Here is a 19,499-nt window from a genome sequence, read left to right on the forward strand (position 1 = left end):
TTTATGTAACTGTATCCTTAAAAAATATAACGGTGTAGAGAAATGGTAATTTAGAAATATTCAAAATAACATAGCTTTATTTCTTTAATTATCTATGTTTTTTGTACTTAAGACTGCCAATTTTCAGGATCTTTTTTCCATTCTTTTAGCAGAGTTAATTCTTGCTCATCGATATAACGATCTTCTAAAGCTGCTTCAATCAATACAGAATAATTGGTCAACGTCATAAGAGGGATTTCGGCTTTTTCGAAATTTGCTTTTCCTTTTGGCAACTCATACGTAAAGATAGCCGCAACACCAAGGATATCCGCACCTTCTCTTTTTGCTGCTTCAGCTGCTTCCAAGACACTTCCGCCTGTAGAAATCAAATCCTCGATCACAACCATCTTCTGACCTTCAAATATACGTCCTTCGATTTGGTTACCTTTCCCATGATCTTTCGCCTTACTTCGAATATAGACCATTGGCAAATCCAGTATTTCCGCTACCCATGCGGCATGAGGGATTCCTGCTGTTGCAGTTCCAGCAATCACTTGTACTTCAGGGTAAGCTTCTTTGATTTTGCTTGCTAATCCTTTTGCGATCTCTTTTCGGACTTTTGGATAGCTCATCGTGATTCGGTTATCACAGTAAATTGGGCTTTTGATTCCACTTGCCCATGTAAAAGGATTACTTGGATTTAAAAATACTGCTTCAATTTCTAATAAGTCTTTTGCGATACTTTGTTCAACATTCATTTTAGGTTAGCTCCATTCTGTTTGAATCGTTTGATATGCTTTATAAGGATTAGTTGACTGAGTGATTGGTCGACCTATAACGATAAAAGTTGAGCCGATCTCTTTTGCCTGAGAAGGTGTGACTACTCTTGTCTGATCTCCTGCGACTGTTCCTTCTGGTCTTATACCCGGAGTTAAGCAAACAAATTCGTCTCCTGCCATTTCTTTGATCGCTTCTACTTCCCAAGCAGAAGAAACCACACCATCTAATCCTGCTTTTTTGGCACAGCTAGCATAATGGATCACACTTTTTTCTAAAGAAACTTCGATTAGTTGATCGGCATGCATTTCTTCTTCACTTGTAGAAGTAAGCTGAGTGATAGCTAGAAGTAGCGGACGTTTTCCACCTTCTGGAGTCCCCTCTTCTAATCCTCGCATTGCCGCCTCCATCATACGAATACCGCCAGCGGCATGAACACAGGTGAGATCAACACCAAGCTTTGCCAATCCCCGCATTGCTTTTTCGACCGTATTCGGAATATCGTGAAGTTTCAGATCTAAAAATACATTATGACCAGCCTCTTTTAGATAACGTACGATTTCAGGTCCTTCTTGGTAGAACAATTCCATTCCGATTTTCACAAACAATTTTTCTTCTTCTGGGAAAAATCGAAGAAAGTCTTCTACCTCTTGCCTAGTTGAAAAATCTAATGCAATAATTGGTCGTTGGTCTAGTTGATTCATCGTTCACGTTCCTCTCTCACTTCTTTGATTAATCTTTCCAGTGACTCAATACCTAGTTCGCTCATTCGCACAGGGAGCTCTTTAATTAGTTTAGGACAGATATACGGATCGGTGAAATTCGCGGTCCCTATAGCTACAGCACTTGCTCCAGCCATAAACATCTCAAGAACATCATCCACTGTCTGCACGCCGCCCATCCCAATGATTGGAAGGCTGGATATACTTGCTACTTGGTGAATCAAACGAATAGCGACAGGCTTGATTGCTGGTCCGGAGAGTCCACCTGTTTGATTGGCTAAAATCGGTTTTCTTGTCTTAAGGTCAATCCGCATACCAAGAAGAGTATTGATCATCGTAAACCCATCTGCCCCTCCAGCTTCGATTGCCTGAGCGATTGGAACGATGTCTGTTACATTTGGGGACAATTTGACATAGACAGGAACAGAAGAAACTTTCTTTACTGCTTGTGTTAATTGAAAAGCAACATCAGGATCTGTTCCAAAAGCAATTCCGCCATGTTTGACATTTGGGCAAGAAATATTCAGCTCGATTGCTTTCACATTTGGCGCTTCGCCAATTTTGCTACAAACTTCTACATAGTCTTCTTCACAAGCACCAGCAACATTTGCGATGATGGGTAACTCATTGTACTCCTCTAATTCTGGAAGAAGTTTATGCATAACAACGTCTATACCAGGATTTTGCAAACCAATTGCATTCAACATGCCAGATGGTGTTTCCGCCACTCTTGGTGTGGGATTGCCAAAGCGGGCATTTGGAGTCGTTGCCTTGACCATGATCGATCCAAGCTGATTCAAATCATAGTATTTTCCGTATTCTTTGCCAAAACCGAAACAGCCGCTTGCCGGCATGATAGGATTTTTTAATTCTAGACCGGGGAGCTTGACTGCTAAAGGATTCTCATTCATATAATTACCTCTCCTATTTTAAAAATCGGTCCTTCGTCACAAACTTTCACACTTTTTGTTCCTGTTTCATCTTCCGGCGTATGACAAACGCAAGCATAGCAAGCCCCTATCCCACATGCCATGCGGGATTCTAATGATAACTGGACATTTTGATGCGAAGAAAACAGCTGTTCCACTGTCTTCAATAACCCGTTTGAACCACATGCAAAAACAGCTGTAGGTTCCGTCTTCGTTCCTAACAATAAATTACCGACATTTCCGTGCATACCGTATGTTCCATCGTCAGTAGCGATTCTTGTTTCTCCTAGACGATTAAATTCTTTTTCATAATAAACGACTTCATGTGTGGCAAAACCTAAAAAATGCGTTGGCTTAATTCCTTTTTCGACTAACTGTTTTGATAACTCATATAGAGGAGGGACACCGATTCCTCCACCGATTATAAATACTTCGTCTCCTGTATGAAGATTGGACAAATCAAAACCATTGCCTAAAGGACCCATGACATCTAAATGGTCTCCGGCAGAAAGAGTAGAGAAGACTCTAGTCCCCTCACCTTCCACCCGATAAATGATACGGCAAGTATTTGTTTCGTGGTCGATATGATTCAAGCTAATCGGTCGGCGTAATAGCAAGTCTGCACGCGGCACGAGAATATGCAAGAACTGTCCTGGTTGCTGCATTTCTTTTACTAGATCACCTTTCAATGTCATTTCAAAAATCTTTGGTGCCAGCTGTTTTTGCTGAACGATTTCCATCATTTCTTGTTTCATCTGTCCCCTCCTGCAACGGTTTTTCGTCTTTTTGTCTTAACATGTGCTCGCCGTTAAATAGGGTTAGTTGAAAAAGCACGGGATTCCATCACTCGAACGATCGCATCTGCTGTGTCTAAAGAAGTAAACAATGGAATACCATGTTCAACTGCTTCTCTTCGGATGATGAAACCGTCTTTAGAAGCATTTCCCCGATCTTTATCAATCGTATTGACAACCACTTGTGTTTTACCATCTCTTATTAAGTCGACTACATTTTTTTCTGCTGCTTCCTCAGAAATTTTCGCTACTGTTTCAACGACCAGACCATTTTTTTCGAAATAAGCAGCTGTATGTTTCGTTCCTATCAGACTATAGCCAATTTCTGTAAAACGTTTAGCTAATTCTAGTGCTTCTTCTTTTGTTTCGTCCGCAATCGTAAATAATACGGCTCCATATTCAGGCAAGTGTAATCCAGAAGCTTCGAATGCCTTGTACAAAGCTTTGTCTAATTGTCTGTCAGATCCCATTACTTCTCCAGTCGATTTCATTTCAGGCCCTAAGTAAGTATCAACTTTCTGCAATTTCGTAAAAGAAAAGACAGGTGCTTTAACATGAACTTCTTTTGTTTCTGGATAAAGTCCGTTTTCATAACCAAGTGTCTTTAGTTTCTCTCCCAAAATAGCTTTCGTCGCAATTTGTGCCATTGGAATTCCTGTCACCTTACTTAAGAATGGAACAGTCCGACTTGCTCGAGGATTGACTTCGATCACATAAACCTCATTTTCATGGATGACAAACTGGATATTCATCATCCCGACACAATTCAAACCTAATGCTAAGCGGATCGTGTAATCTTCGATCGTTTTCTTGATCGATTCAGATAATGTTTGAGGTGGATACACAGCCATTGAATCCCCTGAATGGACACCAGCACGCTCAATATGCTCCATGATCCCTGGGATGAGTACTGTTTCACCGTCACAAATCGCATCCACTTCGCATTCACCACCAAGCAAGTAACGGTCCACTAGTACTGGATGTTCTGGAGATGCTTTCACAGCATGTTCCATGTAATCTTCTAAATCTCGCTGGTTTTCAACGATTTCCATCGCACGTCCGCCTAATACATAGCTTGGACGAACAAGAACTGGATAACCAATTCTCGAAGCGATAACCACGGCTTCTTCTTTACTTGTAGCAGTATCCCCTAAAGGTTGAGGAATATCCAACTCTTTCAGCGCTTGCTCGAATAAATCACGATTTTCCGCACGATCCAAGTCTTCGATCGTTGTCCCTAAGATTTTTACACCAGCAGCAGTCAAAGGTTCGGCTAAGTTGATTGCTGTCTGACCACCAAATTGAACGATTACTCCTATCGGCTGTTCTAGCTCGATCACATTCATCACATCTTCGAAGGTCAATGGCTCAAAATATAATTTATCCGAAATAGAAAAGTCAGTCGAAACTGTTTCAGGATTGCTGTTCATGATGATTGCTTCGTATCCTGCCTGCTGGATTGCTTTGACAGAATGCACAGTCGCATAGTCAAATTCAACCCCTTGTCCGATACGGATAGGACCAGATCCCAGTACTAGAACTGAGGGCTTTTCTGATCGTGAACTTTCATTTTCATATTCATAGGAACTATAAAAATAAGGTGTTTTTGATTCGAATTCCGCTGCACAAGTGTCAACCATCTTATATACAGGAATCAAATCATTTTCTTTTCTCATCTGGCGAACGGCTTCTTCGTTTATTTCCCACAGCTCCGCCACTTTTTTGTCTGTAAAACCGTTTTGTTTCGCTGTTTTCAATATCTTGTCATCCAACGGCTGCTGTTTCAACTGCTGTTCGATTTCTACGATATGCAACAGTTTATCTAAAAAGAATAAATCGATTTTTGTCAAATCCGCTAATTCTTCTATGGTGTACCCTCTTCTAATAGCTTCAGCTACATAAAACAGGCGATCATCTTGTGCTCGAACCACTTTTTGGATTAGGTCATCGTCCGTGATGTCTGCCAACTCAGGAAGTTCGATATGGTGTGTACCGATTTCTAAAGAACGCACAGCTTTCAATAAAGACTCTTCGATATTCCGACCGATAGCCATCACTTCACCAGTTGCTTTCATCTGCGTGCCTAAAAGCCGTTCTCCGTTTTCAAACTTATCAAACGGCCAGCGAGGAATTTTAGCTACAACATAATCTAATGCAGGTTCAAATTCTGCAAAAGTCGTTCCTGTAACAGGATTTTTCATTTCGTCTAATGTTAATCCAAGCGCTATTTTAGCAGCTAGCTTAGCGATCGGATAGCCAGTCGCCTTACTTGCTAACGCAGATGAACGAGAAACACGCGGATTGACTTCAATCACATAATAATTAAAACTATGTGGATCAAGAGCGAGTTGGACGTTACAGCCTCCCTCGATCTTAAGTGCTCGAATAATCGAAAGAGAAGCATCACGAAGCATTTGATATTCATGGTCAGACAATGTTTGACTAGGGGCAAATACGATAGAATCACCTGTATGGATACCCACCGGGTCAAAATTTTCCATATTGCAGACAACGATTGCATTATCAGCCGAATCTCTCATCACTTCATATTCAATTTCTTTAAAACCTGCAATACTTCGTTCAATCAAACATTGGGTAGCGGGGGAAAGACTTAATCCATTTTCTGATACGATACGTAATTCTTCTTCATTTTCACACATACCTCCACCAGTTCCGCCTAAAGTAAAGGCTGGACGAACGATGACAGGATAGCCGATTTTATTTGCAAAATCTACAGCTTCTTCTACTGTATTGACGATTTCAGACTCGGGGATTGGCTGATTCAATTCTTTCATCAACTGTTTGAATAGATCACGATCTTCTGCTTGATCGATCGCAGAAAGCTTTGTTCCTAGAAGTTCTATGTTCAATTCTTCTAAAATACCTGATGCTGCCAGCTCCATTGCCATATTGAGGCCTGTCTGTCCGCCTAAAGTTGGAAGGAGAGCATCTGGACGCTCTTTTCGAAGAATCCTTGATACAAATTCAAGTGTGATCGGTTCGATATATACTTGATCTGCCACTTCTTTATCCGTCATGATCGTCGCAGGATTAGAATTTACTAAAACCACTTCATATCCTTCTTCTTTTAAGGCAAGGCAGGCTTGTGTTCCTGCGTAGTCAAATTCTGCGGCTTGACCAATGATGATCGGACCAGATCCAATCACCATAATTTTCTTGATATCTGTACGTTTCGGCATCTGTTTACTGCTCCTTTCCTGCGTCCATCATTTCCATAAATTCATCAAATAAATGTAGTGCATCATGCGGACCAGGGGCAGCATCTGGATGAAACTGCACACTGAAAGCGGGATAATCTCTGTGTTTGACTCCTTCTACTGTTCCGTCATTTACTTCTACATGAGTTACGATGAGTTTTTCTGGATCAATCGTGGCTTCATCGACTGCATAGCCATGATTTTGAGAAGTAAAATCAATTCTTCCGGTCGCTACTTCTCGTACCGGGTGATTTAATCCTCGATGTCCGAATTTCATTTTATAGGTATCTGCACCGTTGGCTAAAGCAAATAACTGGTGACCGAGACAAATACCAAAAATCGGTACTTTTCCTTGGATTTTTTTGATCATTTCGATTGCTTCTGGCACATCTTTTGGATCACCAGGTCCATTCGTCAGCATGACTCCGTCTGGTGATAGCGCTAAAATCGTCTCGGCATCTGTGTTATAGGGAAGTACTGTGAGGTTACAGTTTCTTTTACTCAATTCTCGTAAAATACTATGTTTTAAACCGAAGTCAATGACAATGACTTTCCGACCTGTTCCTGGACTTGGATAAGGTTTGTTAGTTGAGACTTGCTGCACTTGATTGGTTGCTAGAACGGTTGCTTTCAGCTGATCAAATGCATGTTCGAAGGAATCTCCAGCATCAACGATACTAGCTTTCATCGTTCCGACTTCACGGATTTTGCGAGTAAGGGCGCGCGTATCGATACCTGATATTCCAGGAATTCCTTTTTGTTTCAAAAATGAATCTAGCGTCATTTGGTTTCGCCAGTTTGAAGCTACACGTGCATGTTCTTTTACTACTACTCCTTTGCATGTTGGAGAAATCGATTCATAATCATCTCTATTTACCCCATAATTACCCACCATAGGATAGGTAAATGTAATGATTTGACCGTTAAAACTTTGATCAGTGATAGTTTCTTGATAACCAGTCATACTTGTTGTAAAAACGATTTCTCCGAAGACACTAGCATCTGCACCAAAAGCCTTTCCTTCGAAAACTGTTCCATCTTCTAATATAAGCAAACGTTCCATACTTTTATTCTCCCTTCTGCCACACAAGTTTTCCGTTGACAAAAGTCATTTGTGTTTCGCCTTTTACTTTCCAGCCGATAAAAGGTGTATTCTCCCCTTTTGATAAAAAGTCTTCTTTATCGATCGTGCAAGTTTGTGTAATATCAAAAACTGCCACATCAGCGGGGGCACCAACCGTTAGCGTTCCTGCATTCAAACCAAAAATCTCAGCCGGTTTAACTGCCAACCAATTGATCACTTGTTCCAACGTGAATCGACCAGTTTCTACAAAATGAGTATAGATCAGTTGAAACGCTGTTTCGCTTCCTACGATACCAAATGGTGATTTCATGAAACTTTGGCTTTTTTCTTCTAATCCATGGGGGGCATGGTCTGTAGCGATGCAATCGATCGTACCGTCAAGCAAGCCTTCGATCAAAGCTTCTCTGTCCTCCCGTCCTCTTAGCGGCGGGTTCATTTTCCAAAAGCCGAAATCTTCGGGAATATCTTCGTCGATCAAAATAAGATGATGGGGTGAAACTTCTGCTGTTACGTGGATTCCTGCTTTTTTTGCGTCTCTGATTACACGGACACTTTCTTTAGTAGAAACATGGCAAACATGGTAATGAACACCAGTTGCTTCAGCTAGCAACAGATCTCTAGCAATTTGAGAAGACTCGGTTACGCTTAAGATCCCGGGAAGACCAAGTTCTTCTGCCTTCTTGCCAGCGTGCATAACGCCGCCAAATAATAAAGATTCATCTTCTGTATGGGCTACTAGGGCTTTATTGTTTTTTGCAGCTTCTTTCATAGCCAGATACATCGTCCCAGCTGTTTGGACACCTACACCGTCATTTGTGAAAGCAAAAGCACCTTCTTCAATCAGTGCTTCTTGATCAACTAATTTCTCACTTCGCAGATTTTCTGTGATTGGCGCATACTGCAATACCTTCACAACTGCATCTTTTCTAATGATGTCATATACTTGTCTCAGCTTTTCTGCCGTATCAGGTACAGGATTTAAATTCGGCATCGCGCATACAGTAGTGAAACCGCCACGAGCAGCTGAGCGAGTCCCTGCTTCGATCGTCTCCTTGTATGTAAATCCTGGCTCTCTCAAATGAACATGGACGTCCACTAAACCAGGTGTGATCAATTGTCCCTTTGCATCAAACACTTCATCAAATTCGGCTTCTGAGAATCCTGTACCGATTGCTTTGATTCGCCCATCTTCTATCCAAATTTCTGCTGGTGTCGTCATATTTTTTCGTGTATTGATCTGACCGTTTTTAATGAGTGTTTTCATTTTTTCATCCTCCTATAATTACGCTTTTCCATTTAGCACTGCTTCTAAGATTGCCATTCTGACGAATACTCCATTGCTCATTTGCTGAACGATCCGCGACTGTAATCCTTCCACTAATGAATCAGCTAATTCTACATCGCGGTTAACTGGTGCTGGGTGCATAATGATTGCATGTTTTTGCAACTTCTTCGCACGCTCAACTGTTAACCCATGTTCCTGATGGTAGCCTTCTTTTGAGAAACTTTCTTTTCCATCATGGCGTTCGTGTTGCACCCGAAGCATCATCATGACATCAACTTGATCTAGTAGTTCATCCAATGGCATATAATGTCCGTACACTTCGAATTCATCGTCGTACCATTCTCTAGGACCTGAGAAGAATACTTGTGCGCCTAGACGTTTTAACATCTGCATATTGGATTTAGCTACGCGAGAGTGAGTGATATCACCTACGATGGCAACTTTCAGACCTTCAAAATGACCAAATTCTTCATAAATGGTCATCAAATCAAGCAAGCATTGGGTTGGATGCTGTCCGCTTCCGTCTCCTCCATTGATAATCGAACACTGGATTGTTTTACTTTGTATCAGTTCGTCATAATAGTTCTCATCACCATGACGGATAACCGCTACGTCTACGCCTAATGCTGACATCGTCAGTACTGTATCGTATAGTGTTTCCCCTTTTTGGACAGAGCTTGTGCTTGCTTCAAATTCAATCACTTCTAGCCCTAGTTTTTTCTCCGCTACATCGAAGCTTTTATGTGTGCGAGTACTATTTTCGAAAAAGAGGTTTGTAGCAAAGTACTGGCGCTTTTGCGGAGTCCAATTAGCACCTTGCTTGAATTCCTGCCCTCTGCGGATCAAGCCCATAACTTCTTGATCAGTAAGTGCCTCAACGGTCAATAAATGCTTTAAGCTGATACGTTCTGATTTGATGATCATAATGTTTCCTCCTTAGTTTTCTTCGCTTCGTGAAGTTTCTGGTAAGATAAGATTTAAAATGATGCCAAGTACAGTTGCTAATGCCATTGCCGACAATGTAAATGTGCCTACTTCAAAGACGAGTCCGCCAATTCCTACTACTAAGATAACTGAAGCAATCAACAGATTTTTCTTTTTATCAAAATCGATTTTGTTCTCGATTAAAATCTTCATTCCACTTGCTGCAATGACACCAAACAAGATAAAACTGATTCCTGAGATGACTGGTCCAGGGATACTTAAAATCAAAGCGCTTAATTTTCCTACGAATCCCAAAACGACTGCAAAGACTGCAGCTCCACCGATCACAAACACGCTATGGACACGTGTGATAGCCAGAACACCAATGTTTTCACCGTAACTTGTTACAGGAGGACCTCCGACAAAGGCTGCCACGATTTGTGCTAACCCATCACCTGTCAACGTCTTATGAAGACCCGGTTCTTCAAAGAAATTACGTTTAGTTAGTTTATTCAATACCATAAGATGGCCGATATGCTCTGTCATCGTCACAAAAGCGATGGGTGCCATTGTTGTGATTGCTCCAAGATATAGCTTTGGTTCATATTGTACAAAGGGAATCTCAAAGTTAGGAACAGCAAACCAGGCAGCGTCTACGATTGGCTTAGTATCCACGATTCCAAACAGCAAGGCTACGATGTACCCGCTAATAATACCTAGTAAAATCGGAATCAATCCGAGAAAACCTCTTAGCCACATGTTGAAGAAAATGGTCAATCCTAATGTGATCAGTGCTACGGCAATATACTTGAAATCATATGTGCCTTGATTATACATAGCATTTGTTGCTGCATTTGCCGCAAGTCCCAACCCGATAACCATGATGACTGGACCGACGACGATTGGAGGCAAGATTTTATCCAGCCATGCTGAACCGATCTTTTTGATAATCAGCGCAACAATCAAATAGACTAATCCAGTTGTGACTGCTCCTTGTGCAATCGCTGGATAACCATCTGTTTTCATCAAAAGCTGCATCGCCGCAATGAAAGCGAAACTGCTTCCTAAGTACGCCGGTATCTTTCCTTTAGTAGTAAATAAGTACACCAATGTACCTAGTCCTGAACTGACTAGCGCGATACCTGGATCGATACCTACTAAGATGGGGACTAACACGGTTGCTCCGAACATCGTGAACAAGTGTTGTAAACTTAATCCTACCCAATGTCCTGGGGTTGGGCGATCGTGGATATCTAACACCACGTCATCATTATGAAATCCTTTTTTCTCCGACATGTTTCTCTCTCCTCTAATCTTCCTCTTTCAAAATCATGATGCGATCTTGTCCATCAAGTTCTTGCATCTCTACTAAAATCTCTTCCGCCCGAGATGTTGGAATGTTCTTCCCAACATAATCTGCACGGATTGGCAATTCTCGATGCCCACGATCCACCAGGACTGCTAATGAAATTTTTCTTGGTCTGCCAAAATCCATTACTGCGTCCATTGCTGCTCGAATCGTTCGTCCTGTATACAAAACATCATCAATCAAAATAACTTCTTTTCCTTCTAAGGAAACTGGGATGTCAGAAGAATGAAGTTCCGGTTCTTCTGGATTTTCTTTTTTGTCATCTCGGTATAAAGTGATATCCAGTTCTCCTACAGGAATATCGATATCTTCTAGCTGCTTCAGGCGTTCGGCAATTCTTGATGCAATGTAGATTCCTCGTGTTTTGATACCTACCAATACGATATCTTGGATACTATGGTTTCTCTCGATAATCTCATAAGTAATTCGAGTCAATGCTCGCTTCATGGTTACCTGATCTACTACTTCTTTTGCTTGCATTTTCATTCCCCCTACTTTTTTGCATAAAAAAACTCCTGCCCTAAGAGGACAGGAGGAATGTTTAGACTGAGCGTATACTGATACACTGATAGCTATACTATGTCAATGAGCAATCTACTTATGGCGCACCATACGCATCCTTGCTCCCACCCTTCTTAGCCTCACGGGACTAAACTTAAAGGAATTCTATTAAGTTTTATGCTTTCGTTGTTAATTACTATACCGTTATCTAAATTAAAATGCAATGTTTTTTCTTAATTTTTCTAAAGTTTTTTCAAAAACTTCTGGAAGAGGTGCTTCAAAGATCATCTTTTCGTTTGTAGTCGGGTGCGTAAAACCTAACATTTGCGCATGGAGAAACTGACCATTGCCTTTCAAAGTTTTCTTCGGTCCGTATACTGGATCTCCAGCTAACGGATAACCGATATACTTCATATGCACACGGATCTGGTGTGTTCTTCCGGTTTCTAGTTTTAATTCAACCAGAGTAAATCCTTCGAAACGTTCCAATACAGTAAAATGTGTGACAGCCGGCTTCCCATCTTCTCTTATCGCCTGCATTTTCCGGTTTTCCTTCGAACGGCCGATTGGCGCATTGATGGTTCCTTTTTCGTGAGGAATCTCTCCATGGACTAAAGCAACATATTTGCGCAAAGAGGTCTTATCTTTTAATTGCTGAGCTAATGATTCGTGTGCCTGGTCATTTTTGGCAACCATTAGCAGTCCGGAAGTATCTTTGTCGATTCGGTGAACAATACCTGGACGAATAACGCCGTTGATCGTAGAAAGATCCTTGATATGGTACATCAGCGCATTGACCATTGTGCCATGCGTATGACCTGCTGAAGGATGAACGACCATTCCTTGAGGTTTGTTTATCACCGCTACATCTTCATCTTCGTAAACGATCGTCAACGGGATATTTTCTGGGACCACATCTAATGTTTCTGGTTCGGGGATCAAGACAGTAATCTCGTCTCCTTGTTTTACTTTGTAATTTGCTTTGACTGGCTGTCCATTGACAGAAACCGCTCCATTTTTCAGCCACAGCTGAATTTGCGAACGACTGTAATCGGTGAATAAATTAGTCAATACTTTATCGATCCTACCAGATTCATGGTGAATCGTCGTTTTAAGTTCTGTCATTTTTTTCTTTGATCCTTTTCATCTAAAATAATATAAATTAATATACAAATCACTCCACATACAAGTGTCACATCTGCTACGTTAAAAATCGGAAAGCTCATAAAATCTGTCTGGAACATATCTACTACATAGCCAAGACGAATACGGTCGATAAAATTGCCAATCGCACCAGCTAGAATCAAACTCAATCCAATCATGAACCAGCGATTACCTTTTTCACGATTTTTAATCATCAATGTGAGAATCACAACGACTGCAATGAGTGTCACTATAGTAAAGAACCACATCTTCCCTTCTAGCATACTCCATGCGGCTCCAGTGTTTCGAATATGATTCAGTGACAAAATACCTGGTATAAGATTTTTCGTCTCTCCAAGCGCTAGATTATCAGTGATCCACCATTTGACCAACTGATCCACTCCTACTAGCAAAGCGCTGAATATCCAATAAATAATTAACAAAAAATCAATCCTTTTCTATTTGTTTATAAATATCACGAGGTCGTACGATCCCGAGCAGATTACCATCGGGATTCCCATCTTTAGTGATAAGTACGGCTTCCAAAGTCCCTTGCTCACGAAACATCGCTTCAACCTCGTAAATATGTGTTTTAGCTGGAACAAAATGATAATTTGTGTACTTTCCATTTTGGATAATCAAATCCAACGCTCGTTTATTTGTTAAATCAACCGGACCTTTTTGGCTTTCTTTTGCTAGCCAAAACCCGATATTACGTAAAGTAATCAATGCTACAAATTTTCCTTTATTGTATAACGGAAATTGTGAATACCTTTTTTCTGCTACTATCTTTAACAGTTCAAGTAACGGAAGATCTTGTTCAAAACCTGTTACACGTTTTGCAAATCGAGGCAGCACGGTTTCAGGCTGAATCAGTTCTTGTTCGATCAGCTGGATTCGCTTGACTGTCCAATCATTTGGCTCTGCAATGACAAAATCGACTGCGATCCGATCATGGACGATCGCATTCCTTAACTGAGCAAGCTGTAAAAGATCATCTTCGTATTTTCTGATCATTAATTGTTTTCTTTGAGCTAGGCGTCTGACAAGTTCGGTAAATCCCATATTTCGTGCATTTCCCATCTCGTCTCTCATCCATTTTTCGATTCGATTGAAACTGATTAAAAAAAGATCAGAGTTTGCCATAATTTTCCTCCTTGATCAAATATGCCCGGTTTTTTATATAGAAAAAGAACGCAATCAACACAATAACTGCAAAAAAACTGAAAAATAAATTTTGTAGGAAAACGGCCCCCAACCCAGTTGCTAGAAATAAAAACGGATAGATTTGAAGAATCAAGTAATTCATTGTGATCACATAAGCAGGCTTTGCTTCTTTCACTGTATAAACGGGGCTTTTTAGCCAATAAAAGGTGACCTGCATCGTAAAGGGCACTTCCAGATCAAGCGTTATCTTTTGTTCATGACTGAGAACACTGCGTTTTTCATTGTTGATTCTTAATTGAATCGAGCTACCCATACCGTAAAAACCGGTTTTTCTTATAAATGTCGTTTTCATCATACCCTCCTATTATGCTTTAGTATAGCTCAAAATACAATAAAGAAAAAGAATGATCCTAGTGTAAACAAAATTAATTCCCTATCGTCTAAAAAAAGAAGCTGTAGTCAAAATACAGCTCCTTCGATGTTTAATGAAAGTTATTTAGTATACGGTAGATTATAATCAAGCTTAAAACAATCCCAACACTTCTCCGTCATTTGTCACGTCCATATTCAATGCAGCAGGTTTTTTAGGCAAACCAGGCATCGTCATAACATCTCCAGTCAAGGCTACTAAAAATCCTGCCCCTAATTTTGGGATGATTTCGCGGATCGTGATGGTGAAATCTTCCGGTGCACCTAGCAGTGAAGGATCATCAGAAAATGAATACTGTGTTTTTGCCATACAAATCGGCAGTTTGTCCCATCCATTCTTCGTAAACTCTTCTATTTGTTTTTGCGCTTTTTTGCTGAAAACAACACCATTTCCTCCGTAAATTTTCTTGACGATTGTTTCTGTCTTTTCTTGTATCGTTTCTTCTAGGCGGTATAATGGCTTGTAATTAGCTTCTTTTCTATCAATCAATCGTACTACAGCTTTTGCTAAATCAACGCCGCCTTCTGCTCCATCTGCCCATACACTCGCTCTCTTGGCAAGAATCCCCTGATTTTCACACAAGTGCTCCAACAGTGTGAGTTCATTGTCTGTATCTGTTACGAATTCATTGATTGCGACGATCACAGGTAGCTGATATTGTTCCATATTACGTATATGGCGCTTTAAATTTGCAAAACCTACTTTCAAAGCATCAAGATTCTCATTTTTAAGTTCATCTTTTTTCATTCCGCCATGCATTTTCAATGCACGGACAGTGGCGACAATCACCACAGCATCCGGCGCTTTTTTCAAGTTAGGTACTTTGATATCTAAAAATTTCTCTCCGCCAAGATCTGCACCAAATCCTGCCTCTGTGACAACGTAATCTGCTAATCTCAATGCTGTCTTGGTAGCTAAAATACTATTGCAGCCATGAGCGATATTGGCAAACGGTCCCCCGTGGACAAAAGCTGGTGTTCCGTAAATTGTTTGTACAAGATTCGGCTTGATTGCATCTTTCAGCAGTAATGCCAGAGCGCCTTCTGCTTTCAAGTCTCCAGCAGTCACAGGCTGACGGTCAAATGTATAGCCGACAACGATCCTTGCAAGACGAGCCTTTAAATCTTCAAGGTCTGCCGCAAGACACAAGATAGCCATGATTTCGCTGGCAACTGTGATATCAAATCCATCTTCTCTTGGGACACCTTGGATTGGCCCACCCAAGCCAACAATTACTTTACGCAGTTCACGATCATTGAGATCGACTACCCGTTTCCAAATCACTCGGCGGGCATCGATGTTCAATTCATTTCCTTGATGAATATGATTATCTAAAAGAGCAGATAATGCATTATTAGCTGTTGTGATAGCATGCATGTCACCAGTAAAATGCAAGTTGATATCTTCCATAGGCAATACCTGTGCATATCCTCCGCCTGCAGCACCGCCTTTGATTCCCATCACAGGACCAAGTGAGGGTTCTCGCAATGCAATAACAGATTTTTTATTGATTTTATTGAGCGCGTCTCCTAACCCTACAGTGATCGTTGACTTTCCTTCGCCAGCTGGTGTTGGATTGATGGAAGTAACTAAGATCAAATGCCCCTCAGCGTTATCCTTTGATCGATTGATTCCAGAAAAATTGATTTTCGCCTTATATTTCCCATACAGTTCCAAATCGTCTTCCTTAAGATCTAATTTACTAGCCACTTCAACAATCGGTTCTAGCTCTGTTTCTTGTGAAATTTGCAGATCATTCTTCATTTGATTACCCCTTTTCACGAACTTTATTCAACAAAATATCTTCTTTGTTAAGATATGCCAATTATACCTTTTTTTATTCAGAAAAAAAACATAAAATTACAGGTTTTTAATTTATTTGACGTACTTATAAATACTCTTTATAATGAAGGCTATGATCAGACTTTAGAAAGGTCGTGAGTGCTTTGACCACAGGAATTGTAAAATGGTTTGACAACAAAAAAGGATACGGCTTTATCAGTTATGATGACACAGAAGAAATTTTTGTACATTTTACTGCGATTGAAGAAGAGGGATTCAAAACTTTGGAAGAAAATCAAGTGGTCGAATTTGAGATCATCGAAGGGAATCGAGGAACACAAGCTGCCCATGTCAAGAAAGGCAACGTTCAGACTACCGATACTAGTATGCATGAATAGATAAACAAATAGAGTGAGACGCTAAACGGGATGAACCGTACGTCTCACTCTTTTCTTTTCCTGTAAAAATTCGTTTTTTTAGGTTCTGATTTTTAAAATTAGCTTTTTCTTTTTTTCGTATAAGGATAAGGAATTGATTCTGATTTGGGTCCGTTTTTTTCAAAATGATCAAAAAGGACTACTTGATCTTTTTTTCGCATCATGAAAACAGATGGGGCTTTCTCATCTTGCAACATCATTTGCACCCCAGTATTAGTTGGCGTCAAAGATCGAATCTGTCCGACAGATATTTCTCGGTCTTTCCAAAAAGCAGCATAACGTATGATCACAGAGTTTGATTTTAAAATAAAAGAACGCCGCAAACCTAGAAATAGAAAAACAAGAAAAATACCTAAAACAAAATTGCTTTTCCAATAAGGACCTGTGTTTTCTAAAGAAAGAATCAGACTAAAAAACAGAATGATCAAGGTCAATGACCAATAGATGATCGTATGTGCCAGTTCAGGCTGCCATCGAATATTTTTTTTCATTCTCTAACCTCTCACCGATTCAGTAATGATATAATCTTACCATAACATTAGTTTGAACAAAAAGGAGAATCTCTTTTTATGTTAAAAGTATACATTGATGCCTCTACAAAAGGCAACCCTGGTCCTAGTGGAGGCGGAATCTTGATTGTCTATCAAGGTAAACAAGAACAGCTATCTATCCCGCTTTCTATAGGGACAAACCATCAAGCAGAGTTCGAAGTCTTTTTAAAAACTTTAGAATTTCTAAAGAAAAACGACTTACAGAATGAAACGATTTTCTGTTTTTCAGACAGCAAAACACTAGTTTCTACGGTCGACAAAAACGCAACGAAGAACGAGCTCTTCCTTCCCTACCTTCAAAGAATCCAAGAACTTCTATCCGAATTTTCTTTATTGATCCTGCAATGGTTGCCCGAAAACAAAAATAAAGGAGCAGATAATCTTGCACGTCAGGCTCTCTATAAACAATTAAAAGAAAAAAAGACTCTTTAAATTAAAAACTTTAAGGAGTCTTTTTATAGTTTCTCATTTAATATAAAAGATAATTGTGATCAAACGTAATTTCCAATTGGTAATCTCCAATTTTTTCTTCTATTTGACTACGTAAGATTCTTTCTAGTTCTGTATCATCAAACTGGAATTTCTCAGGGACCACTACATCAAATTGCAGCGTTTTTCCTTGATGAATTACTCTAAAATCATGAATATTAAGCCCTGTACCTGTTTCAAAAAGAATTTGCTTTAACTGCCGCAAGATATTATAGTATTTTTCGTTATCAACAGGCATTGGATCCAAGTGACAGACAAGTTCCACATCCAAAGACTTTTTAAAGTCTTTTTCTATCAGATCAATAATCTTATGAGCCACATTCAAATTCATTGATTCATCTACTTCGATGTGGACTGATGCAAAGCGTTTATTGGGTCCATAGTTATGCACCAATAAATCATGATAGCCAAGTATATCATCGCAAGCATTTAAATGCTCTTCCATTTCTTCAATCTCTGCTGGCGTTGGGCGACTTCCTAATAGTTCGTATACAAAATTTCGAAGCATCGTCAATCCACTATAAAGGATATATAATGCTAAAGCAAAACCTATATATCCATCGATACGCCATCCAGTTACCCATTCGATTGCTGCTGAAAGCAATACAGCCAGTGTAGTAAAGACATCATTATAACTATCTGTTGCTGTAGCTCTCAATGTTTCAGAATCAATGGATTGCGCAATAACCTGATACATTTTGCCTTGTGCAAATTTCAAAAAGATGGAAATGATTAGGACAAAAAAGACGATGGGTGTTAAAGAGACATTTTCTGGATGGATGATTTTTTCAGCAGAAGACTCTAAAAATTGAAATCCTACATAAGTAATGATGATCGAAACAAATAACCCACTGATATATTCGAAGCGTTCGTGTCCATAAGGATGTTCCTGATCTGCTGGCTTTGCAGCAATTTTAAATCCGATCAAAGTCAATATGGATGAAGCAGTATCTGATAGACTGTTCACTGCATCAGCCATAATGGAGACACTTCCTGAAAAAAGCCCGATCATTAGCTTAGAGACAAACAAGATCAGATTCGTAACCAATCCTAAGATACCCGCTAGTACTCCTTTTTTTGTCCGCTGTTGCGGTATTTGTTTCTTTTTTTCTTCTTGTTTCTTAGCCAAGTTTTTTACCCCTTCTAGTTTGCTTGTTGCTCAGGTAAAAAGATGGAGAGGACGATTGTTTTCCTCTCCTCTCTTCCTTTTTCTATCTATCGTGCGTCCTATTACTATTAAAAGATGGTCATTATTCTGGTTTCAACGGTGTTGCTGCAAATAACGCTTTTGCTAGTAATGGTGTTATGATTCCCGCACCTATTGCTTCTGGTATCCCATTGATTGCTGCAACCCCTGCTAAGGTTTTAAATAAAAGAGCAGAATCTACACCATAGGCATCTGCCGTTGCACCTGTATAAAATAATCCCATGAATCCTAACACTAAGACTGTATTGACCAATGAACCCAGTACCCCTGCAAAGGCTGAGCTGATCGTTATTGATTTATTTTTTTGATAAATCCAGTGGAAAACCAAGCCTGCTACTAAGCCAACAAGTACTCTGGGAACTACCGAGATAATCGGATTCGTGAACACTAATGTATCAAATGGCGTTGTTGGCATGGCATAGGCACGAACAATTGTAGCGATTCCCCAAAACAAGCCAATCACCATGCCATCTTTTGGGCCTAATACTACTGCAGCAATAATTACTGTGATATGGATAATTGTTAAACTAATGAATCCTAATGGAATAAACCCCAGCCAAGGAACCATCGCTTGTACGATGATGATTGCTAACAAGATCGCACGTAAGACTAGTCGAAAGGTCTTATTTCTACTATTCATTTTTTCACCCCTTTTTATTTATACTAATCGTAAAAATTTCTGTCACTTTCGTCAACTAAAGACCATCCGAA

20 protein-coding genes are annotated in these 19,499 nt (G+C 40.0%); 2 read left to right on the plus strand and 18 right to left on the minus strand.

What is annotated here, in order from left to right:
* Positions 1-107: 107 nt before the first annotated feature.
* The 15 genes from pyrE to IGL31_RS06835 all read right to left on the minus strand — a co-directional run bounded on the left by pyrE (position 108) and on the right by IGL31_RS06835 (position 16,086).
* Complete coding sequence (pyrE, locus tag IGL31_RS06765; protein WP_002324821.1) at positions 108-737, minus strand: orotate phosphoribosyltransferase; 630 nt, start codon at positions 735-737, stop codon at positions 108-110.
* Positions 738-743: 6 nt separating this feature from the next.
* Complete coding sequence (gene pyrF, locus IGL31_RS06770) at positions 744-1,460, minus strand: orotidine-5'-phosphate decarboxylase (protein WP_086300098.1); 717 nt, start codon at positions 1,458-1,460, stop codon at positions 744-746.
* Positions 1,457-2,389, minus strand: a complete 933-nt coding sequence (locus IGL31_RS06775) for a dihydroorotate dehydrogenase (protein WP_086300099.1) — start codon at positions 2,387-2,389, stop codon at positions 1,457-1,459. The genes pyrF and IGL31_RS06775 overlap by 4 nt, the downstream gene beginning before the upstream one ends.
* Entirely contained in the window at positions 2,386-3,162 is a 777-nt protein-coding gene (locus tag IGL31_RS06780; RefSeq protein ID WP_002288879.1) for a dihydroorotate dehydrogenase electron transfer subunit, read from the minus strand. The genes IGL31_RS06775 and IGL31_RS06780 overlap by 4 nt, the downstream gene beginning before the upstream one ends.
* Positions 3,163-3,215: 53 nt before the next feature.
* On the minus strand, positions 3,216-6,401 hold the full coding sequence (gene carB / locus IGL31_RS06785; RefSeq protein WP_002306757.1) for a carbamoyl-phosphate synthase large subunit: 3,186 nt from the start codon (positions 6,399-6,401) through the stop codon (positions 3,216-3,218).
* 4 nt (positions 6,402-6,405) lie between these two features.
* Positions 6,406-7,482, minus strand: a complete 1,077-nt coding sequence (locus IGL31_RS06790) for a carbamoyl phosphate synthase small subunit (protein ID WP_002288877.1) — start codon at positions 7,480-7,482, stop codon at positions 6,406-6,408.
* 4 nt (positions 7,483-7,486) lie between these two features.
* Positions 7,487-8,767 carry a dihydroorotase gene (locus tag IGL31_RS06795; RefSeq protein ID WP_002288875.1) on the minus strand — a complete coding sequence of 427 codons (1,281 nt, stop codon included), beginning with the start codon at positions 8,765-8,767 and terminating at the stop codon, positions 7,487-7,489.
* Between the two features lie 18 nt (positions 8,768-8,785).
* Positions 8,786-9,712 carry an aspartate carbamoyltransferase catalytic subunit gene (locus IGL31_RS06800; RefSeq protein ID WP_002288872.1) on the minus strand — a complete coding sequence of 309 codons (927 nt, stop codon included), beginning with the start codon at positions 9,710-9,712 and terminating at the stop codon, positions 8,786-8,788.
* Between the two features lie 12 nt (positions 9,713-9,724).
* A complete protein-coding gene (locus tag IGL31_RS06805; RefSeq protein WP_002315063.1) occupies positions 9,725-11,008 on the minus strand; it encodes a solute carrier family 23 protein in 1,284 nt (427 codons plus the stop codon).
* Between the two features lie 13 nt (positions 11,009-11,021).
* The gene (pyrR, locus tag IGL31_RS06810; protein WP_002295862.1) at positions 11,022-11,561 is read right to left on the minus strand and encodes a bifunctional pyr operon transcriptional regulator/uracil phosphoribosyltransferase PyrR; all 540 of its coding nucleotides are present in this window, start codon (positions 11,559-11,561) and stop codon (positions 11,022-11,024) included.
* 234 nt (positions 11,562-11,795) lie between these two features.
* A complete protein-coding gene (locus tag IGL31_RS06815) occupies positions 11,796-12,707 on the minus strand; it encodes an RluA family pseudouridine synthase (protein ID WP_002299711.1) in 912 nt (303 codons plus the stop codon).
* A complete protein-coding gene (lspA, locus tag IGL31_RS06820) occupies positions 12,704-13,168 on the minus strand; it encodes a signal peptidase II (RefSeq protein WP_002306762.1) in 465 nt (154 codons plus the stop codon). Before lspA ends, IGL31_RS06815 begins: the two co-directional genes overlap by 4 nt.
* Before the next feature lie 4 nt (positions 13,169-13,172).
* The gene (locus IGL31_RS06825) at positions 13,173-13,871 is read right to left on the minus strand and encodes a CBS domain-containing protein (RefSeq protein ID WP_002295857.1); all 699 of its coding nucleotides are present in this window, start codon (positions 13,869-13,871) and stop codon (positions 13,173-13,175) included.
* Positions 13,858-14,244, minus strand: a complete 387-nt coding sequence (locus IGL31_RS06830) for a hypothetical protein (RefSeq protein ID WP_002295856.1) — start codon at positions 14,242-14,244, stop codon at positions 13,858-13,860. Before IGL31_RS06830 ends, IGL31_RS06825 begins: the two co-directional genes overlap by 14 nt.
* A 171-nt stretch (positions 14,245-14,415) precedes the next feature.
* A complete protein-coding gene (locus IGL31_RS06835) occupies positions 14,416-16,086 on the minus strand; it encodes a formate--tetrahydrofolate ligase (protein WP_002295854.1) in 1,671 nt (556 codons plus the stop codon).
* A 182-nt stretch (positions 16,087-16,268) separates the two neighbouring features.
* Between IGL31_RS06835 and IGL31_RS06840 the strand changes: the two genes are divergently transcribed.
* Positions 16,269-16,502, plus strand: coding sequence for a cold-shock protein (locus IGL31_RS06840; protein ID WP_002303804.1), 234 nt, complete (start codon positions 16,269-16,271; stop codon positions 16,500-16,502).
* A 98-nt stretch (positions 16,503-16,600) separates the two neighbouring features.
* Here IGL31_RS06840 and IGL31_RS06845 read toward each other — a convergent pair whose 3' ends face one another.
* Complete coding sequence (locus tag IGL31_RS06845) at positions 16,601-17,032, minus strand: EbsA family protein (RefSeq protein ID WP_002295850.1); 432 nt, start codon at positions 17,030-17,032, stop codon at positions 16,601-16,603.
* A gap of 78 nt (positions 17,033-17,110) precedes the next feature.
* Here IGL31_RS06845 and IGL31_RS06850 point away from each other — a divergent pair, with 78 nt between their 5' ends.
* Positions 17,111-17,524 (plus strand): ribonuclease HI family protein, encoded by a 414-nt coding sequence (locus IGL31_RS06850; RefSeq protein WP_002306768.1) that lies wholly within the window; start codon positions 17,111-17,113, stop codon positions 17,522-17,524.
* A gap of 37 nt (positions 17,525-17,561) precedes the next feature.
* Here IGL31_RS06850 and IGL31_RS06855 read toward each other — a convergent pair whose 3' ends face one another.
* Together IGL31_RS06855 and IGL31_RS06860 are read right to left on the minus strand one after the other, a co-directional pair.
* Entirely contained in the window at positions 17,562-18,710 is a 1,149-nt protein-coding gene (locus IGL31_RS06855; RefSeq protein ID WP_086300100.1) for a cation diffusion facilitator family transporter, read from the minus strand.
* A gap of 121 nt (positions 18,711-18,831) precedes the next feature.
* A complete protein-coding gene (locus tag IGL31_RS06860; protein WP_002295844.1) occupies positions 18,832-19,428 on the minus strand; it encodes an ECF transporter S component in 597 nt (198 codons plus the stop codon).
* Positions 19,429-19,499 lie beyond the last annotated feature (71 nt).

It is taken from the genome of Enterococcus sp. MSG3290 (genome assembly GCF_050555565.1).
GTDB lineage: Bacteria > Bacillota > Bacilli > Lactobacillales > Enterococcaceae > Enterococcus_B > Enterococcus_B faecium.

Bases quoted from the DNA above. Each gene is read 5' to 3' on its own strand.
- pyrE (WP_002324821.1), bottom strand. From the start codon at position 737: ATGAATGTTGAACAAAGTATCGCAAAAGACTTATTAGAAATTGAAGCA.
- pyrF (WP_086300098.1), bottom strand. From the start codon at position 1,460: ATGAATCAACTAGACCAACGACCAATTATTGCATTAGATTTTTCAACT.
- IGL31_RS06775 (WP_086300099.1), bottom strand. From the start codon at position 2,389: ATGAATGAGAATCCTTTAGCAGTCAAGCTCCCCGGTCTAGAATTAAAA.
- IGL31_RS06780 (WP_002288879.1), bottom strand. From the start codon at position 3,162: ATGAAACAAGAAATGATGGAAATCGTTCAGCAAAAACAGCTGGCACCA.
- carB (WP_002306757.1), bottom strand. From the start codon at position 6,401: ATGCCGAAACGTACAGATATCAAGAAAATTATGGTGATTGGATCTGGT.
- IGL31_RS06790 (WP_002288877.1), bottom strand. From the start codon at position 7,482: ATGGAACGTTTGCTTATATTAGAAGATGGAACAGTTTTCGAAGGAAAG.
- IGL31_RS06795 (WP_002288875.1), bottom strand. From the start codon at position 8,767: ATGAAAACACTCATTAAAAACGGTCAGATCAATACACGAAAAAATATG.
- IGL31_RS06800 (WP_002288872.1), bottom strand. From the start codon at position 9,712: ATGATCATCAAATCAGAACGTATCAGCTTAAAGCATTTATTGACCGTT.
- IGL31_RS06805 (WP_002315063.1), bottom strand. From the start codon at position 11,008: ATGTCGGAGAAAAAAGGATTTCATAATGATGACGTGGTGTTAGATATC.
- pyrR (WP_002295862.1), bottom strand. From the start codon at position 11,561: ATGCAAGCAAAAGAAGTAGTAGATCAGGTAACCATGAAGCGAGCATTG.
- IGL31_RS06815 (WP_002299711.1), bottom strand. From the start codon at position 12,707: ATGACAGAACTTAAAACGACGATTCACCATGAATCTGGTAGGATCGAT.
- IGL31_RS06825 (WP_002295857.1), bottom strand. From the start codon at position 13,871: ATGGCAAACTCTGATCTTTTTTTAATCAGTTTCAATCGAATCGAAAAA.
- IGL31_RS06830 (WP_002295856.1), bottom strand. From the start codon at position 14,244: ATGAAAACGACATTTATAAGAAAAACCGGTTTTTACGGTATGGGTAGC.
- IGL31_RS06835 (WP_002295854.1), bottom strand. From the start codon at position 16,086: ATGAAGAATGATCTGCAAATTTCACAAGAAACAGAGCTAGAACCGATT.
- IGL31_RS06845 (WP_002295850.1), bottom strand. From the start codon at position 17,032: ATGAAAAAAAATATTCGATGGCAGCCTGAACTGGCACATACGATCATC.
- IGL31_RS06850 (WP_002306768.1), top strand. From the start codon at position 17,111: ATGTTAAAAGTATACATTGATGCCTCTACAAAAGGCAACCCTGGTCCT.
- IGL31_RS06860 (WP_002295844.1), bottom strand. From the start codon at position 19,428: ATGAATAGTAGAAATAAGACCTTTCGACTAGTCTTACGTGCGATCTTG.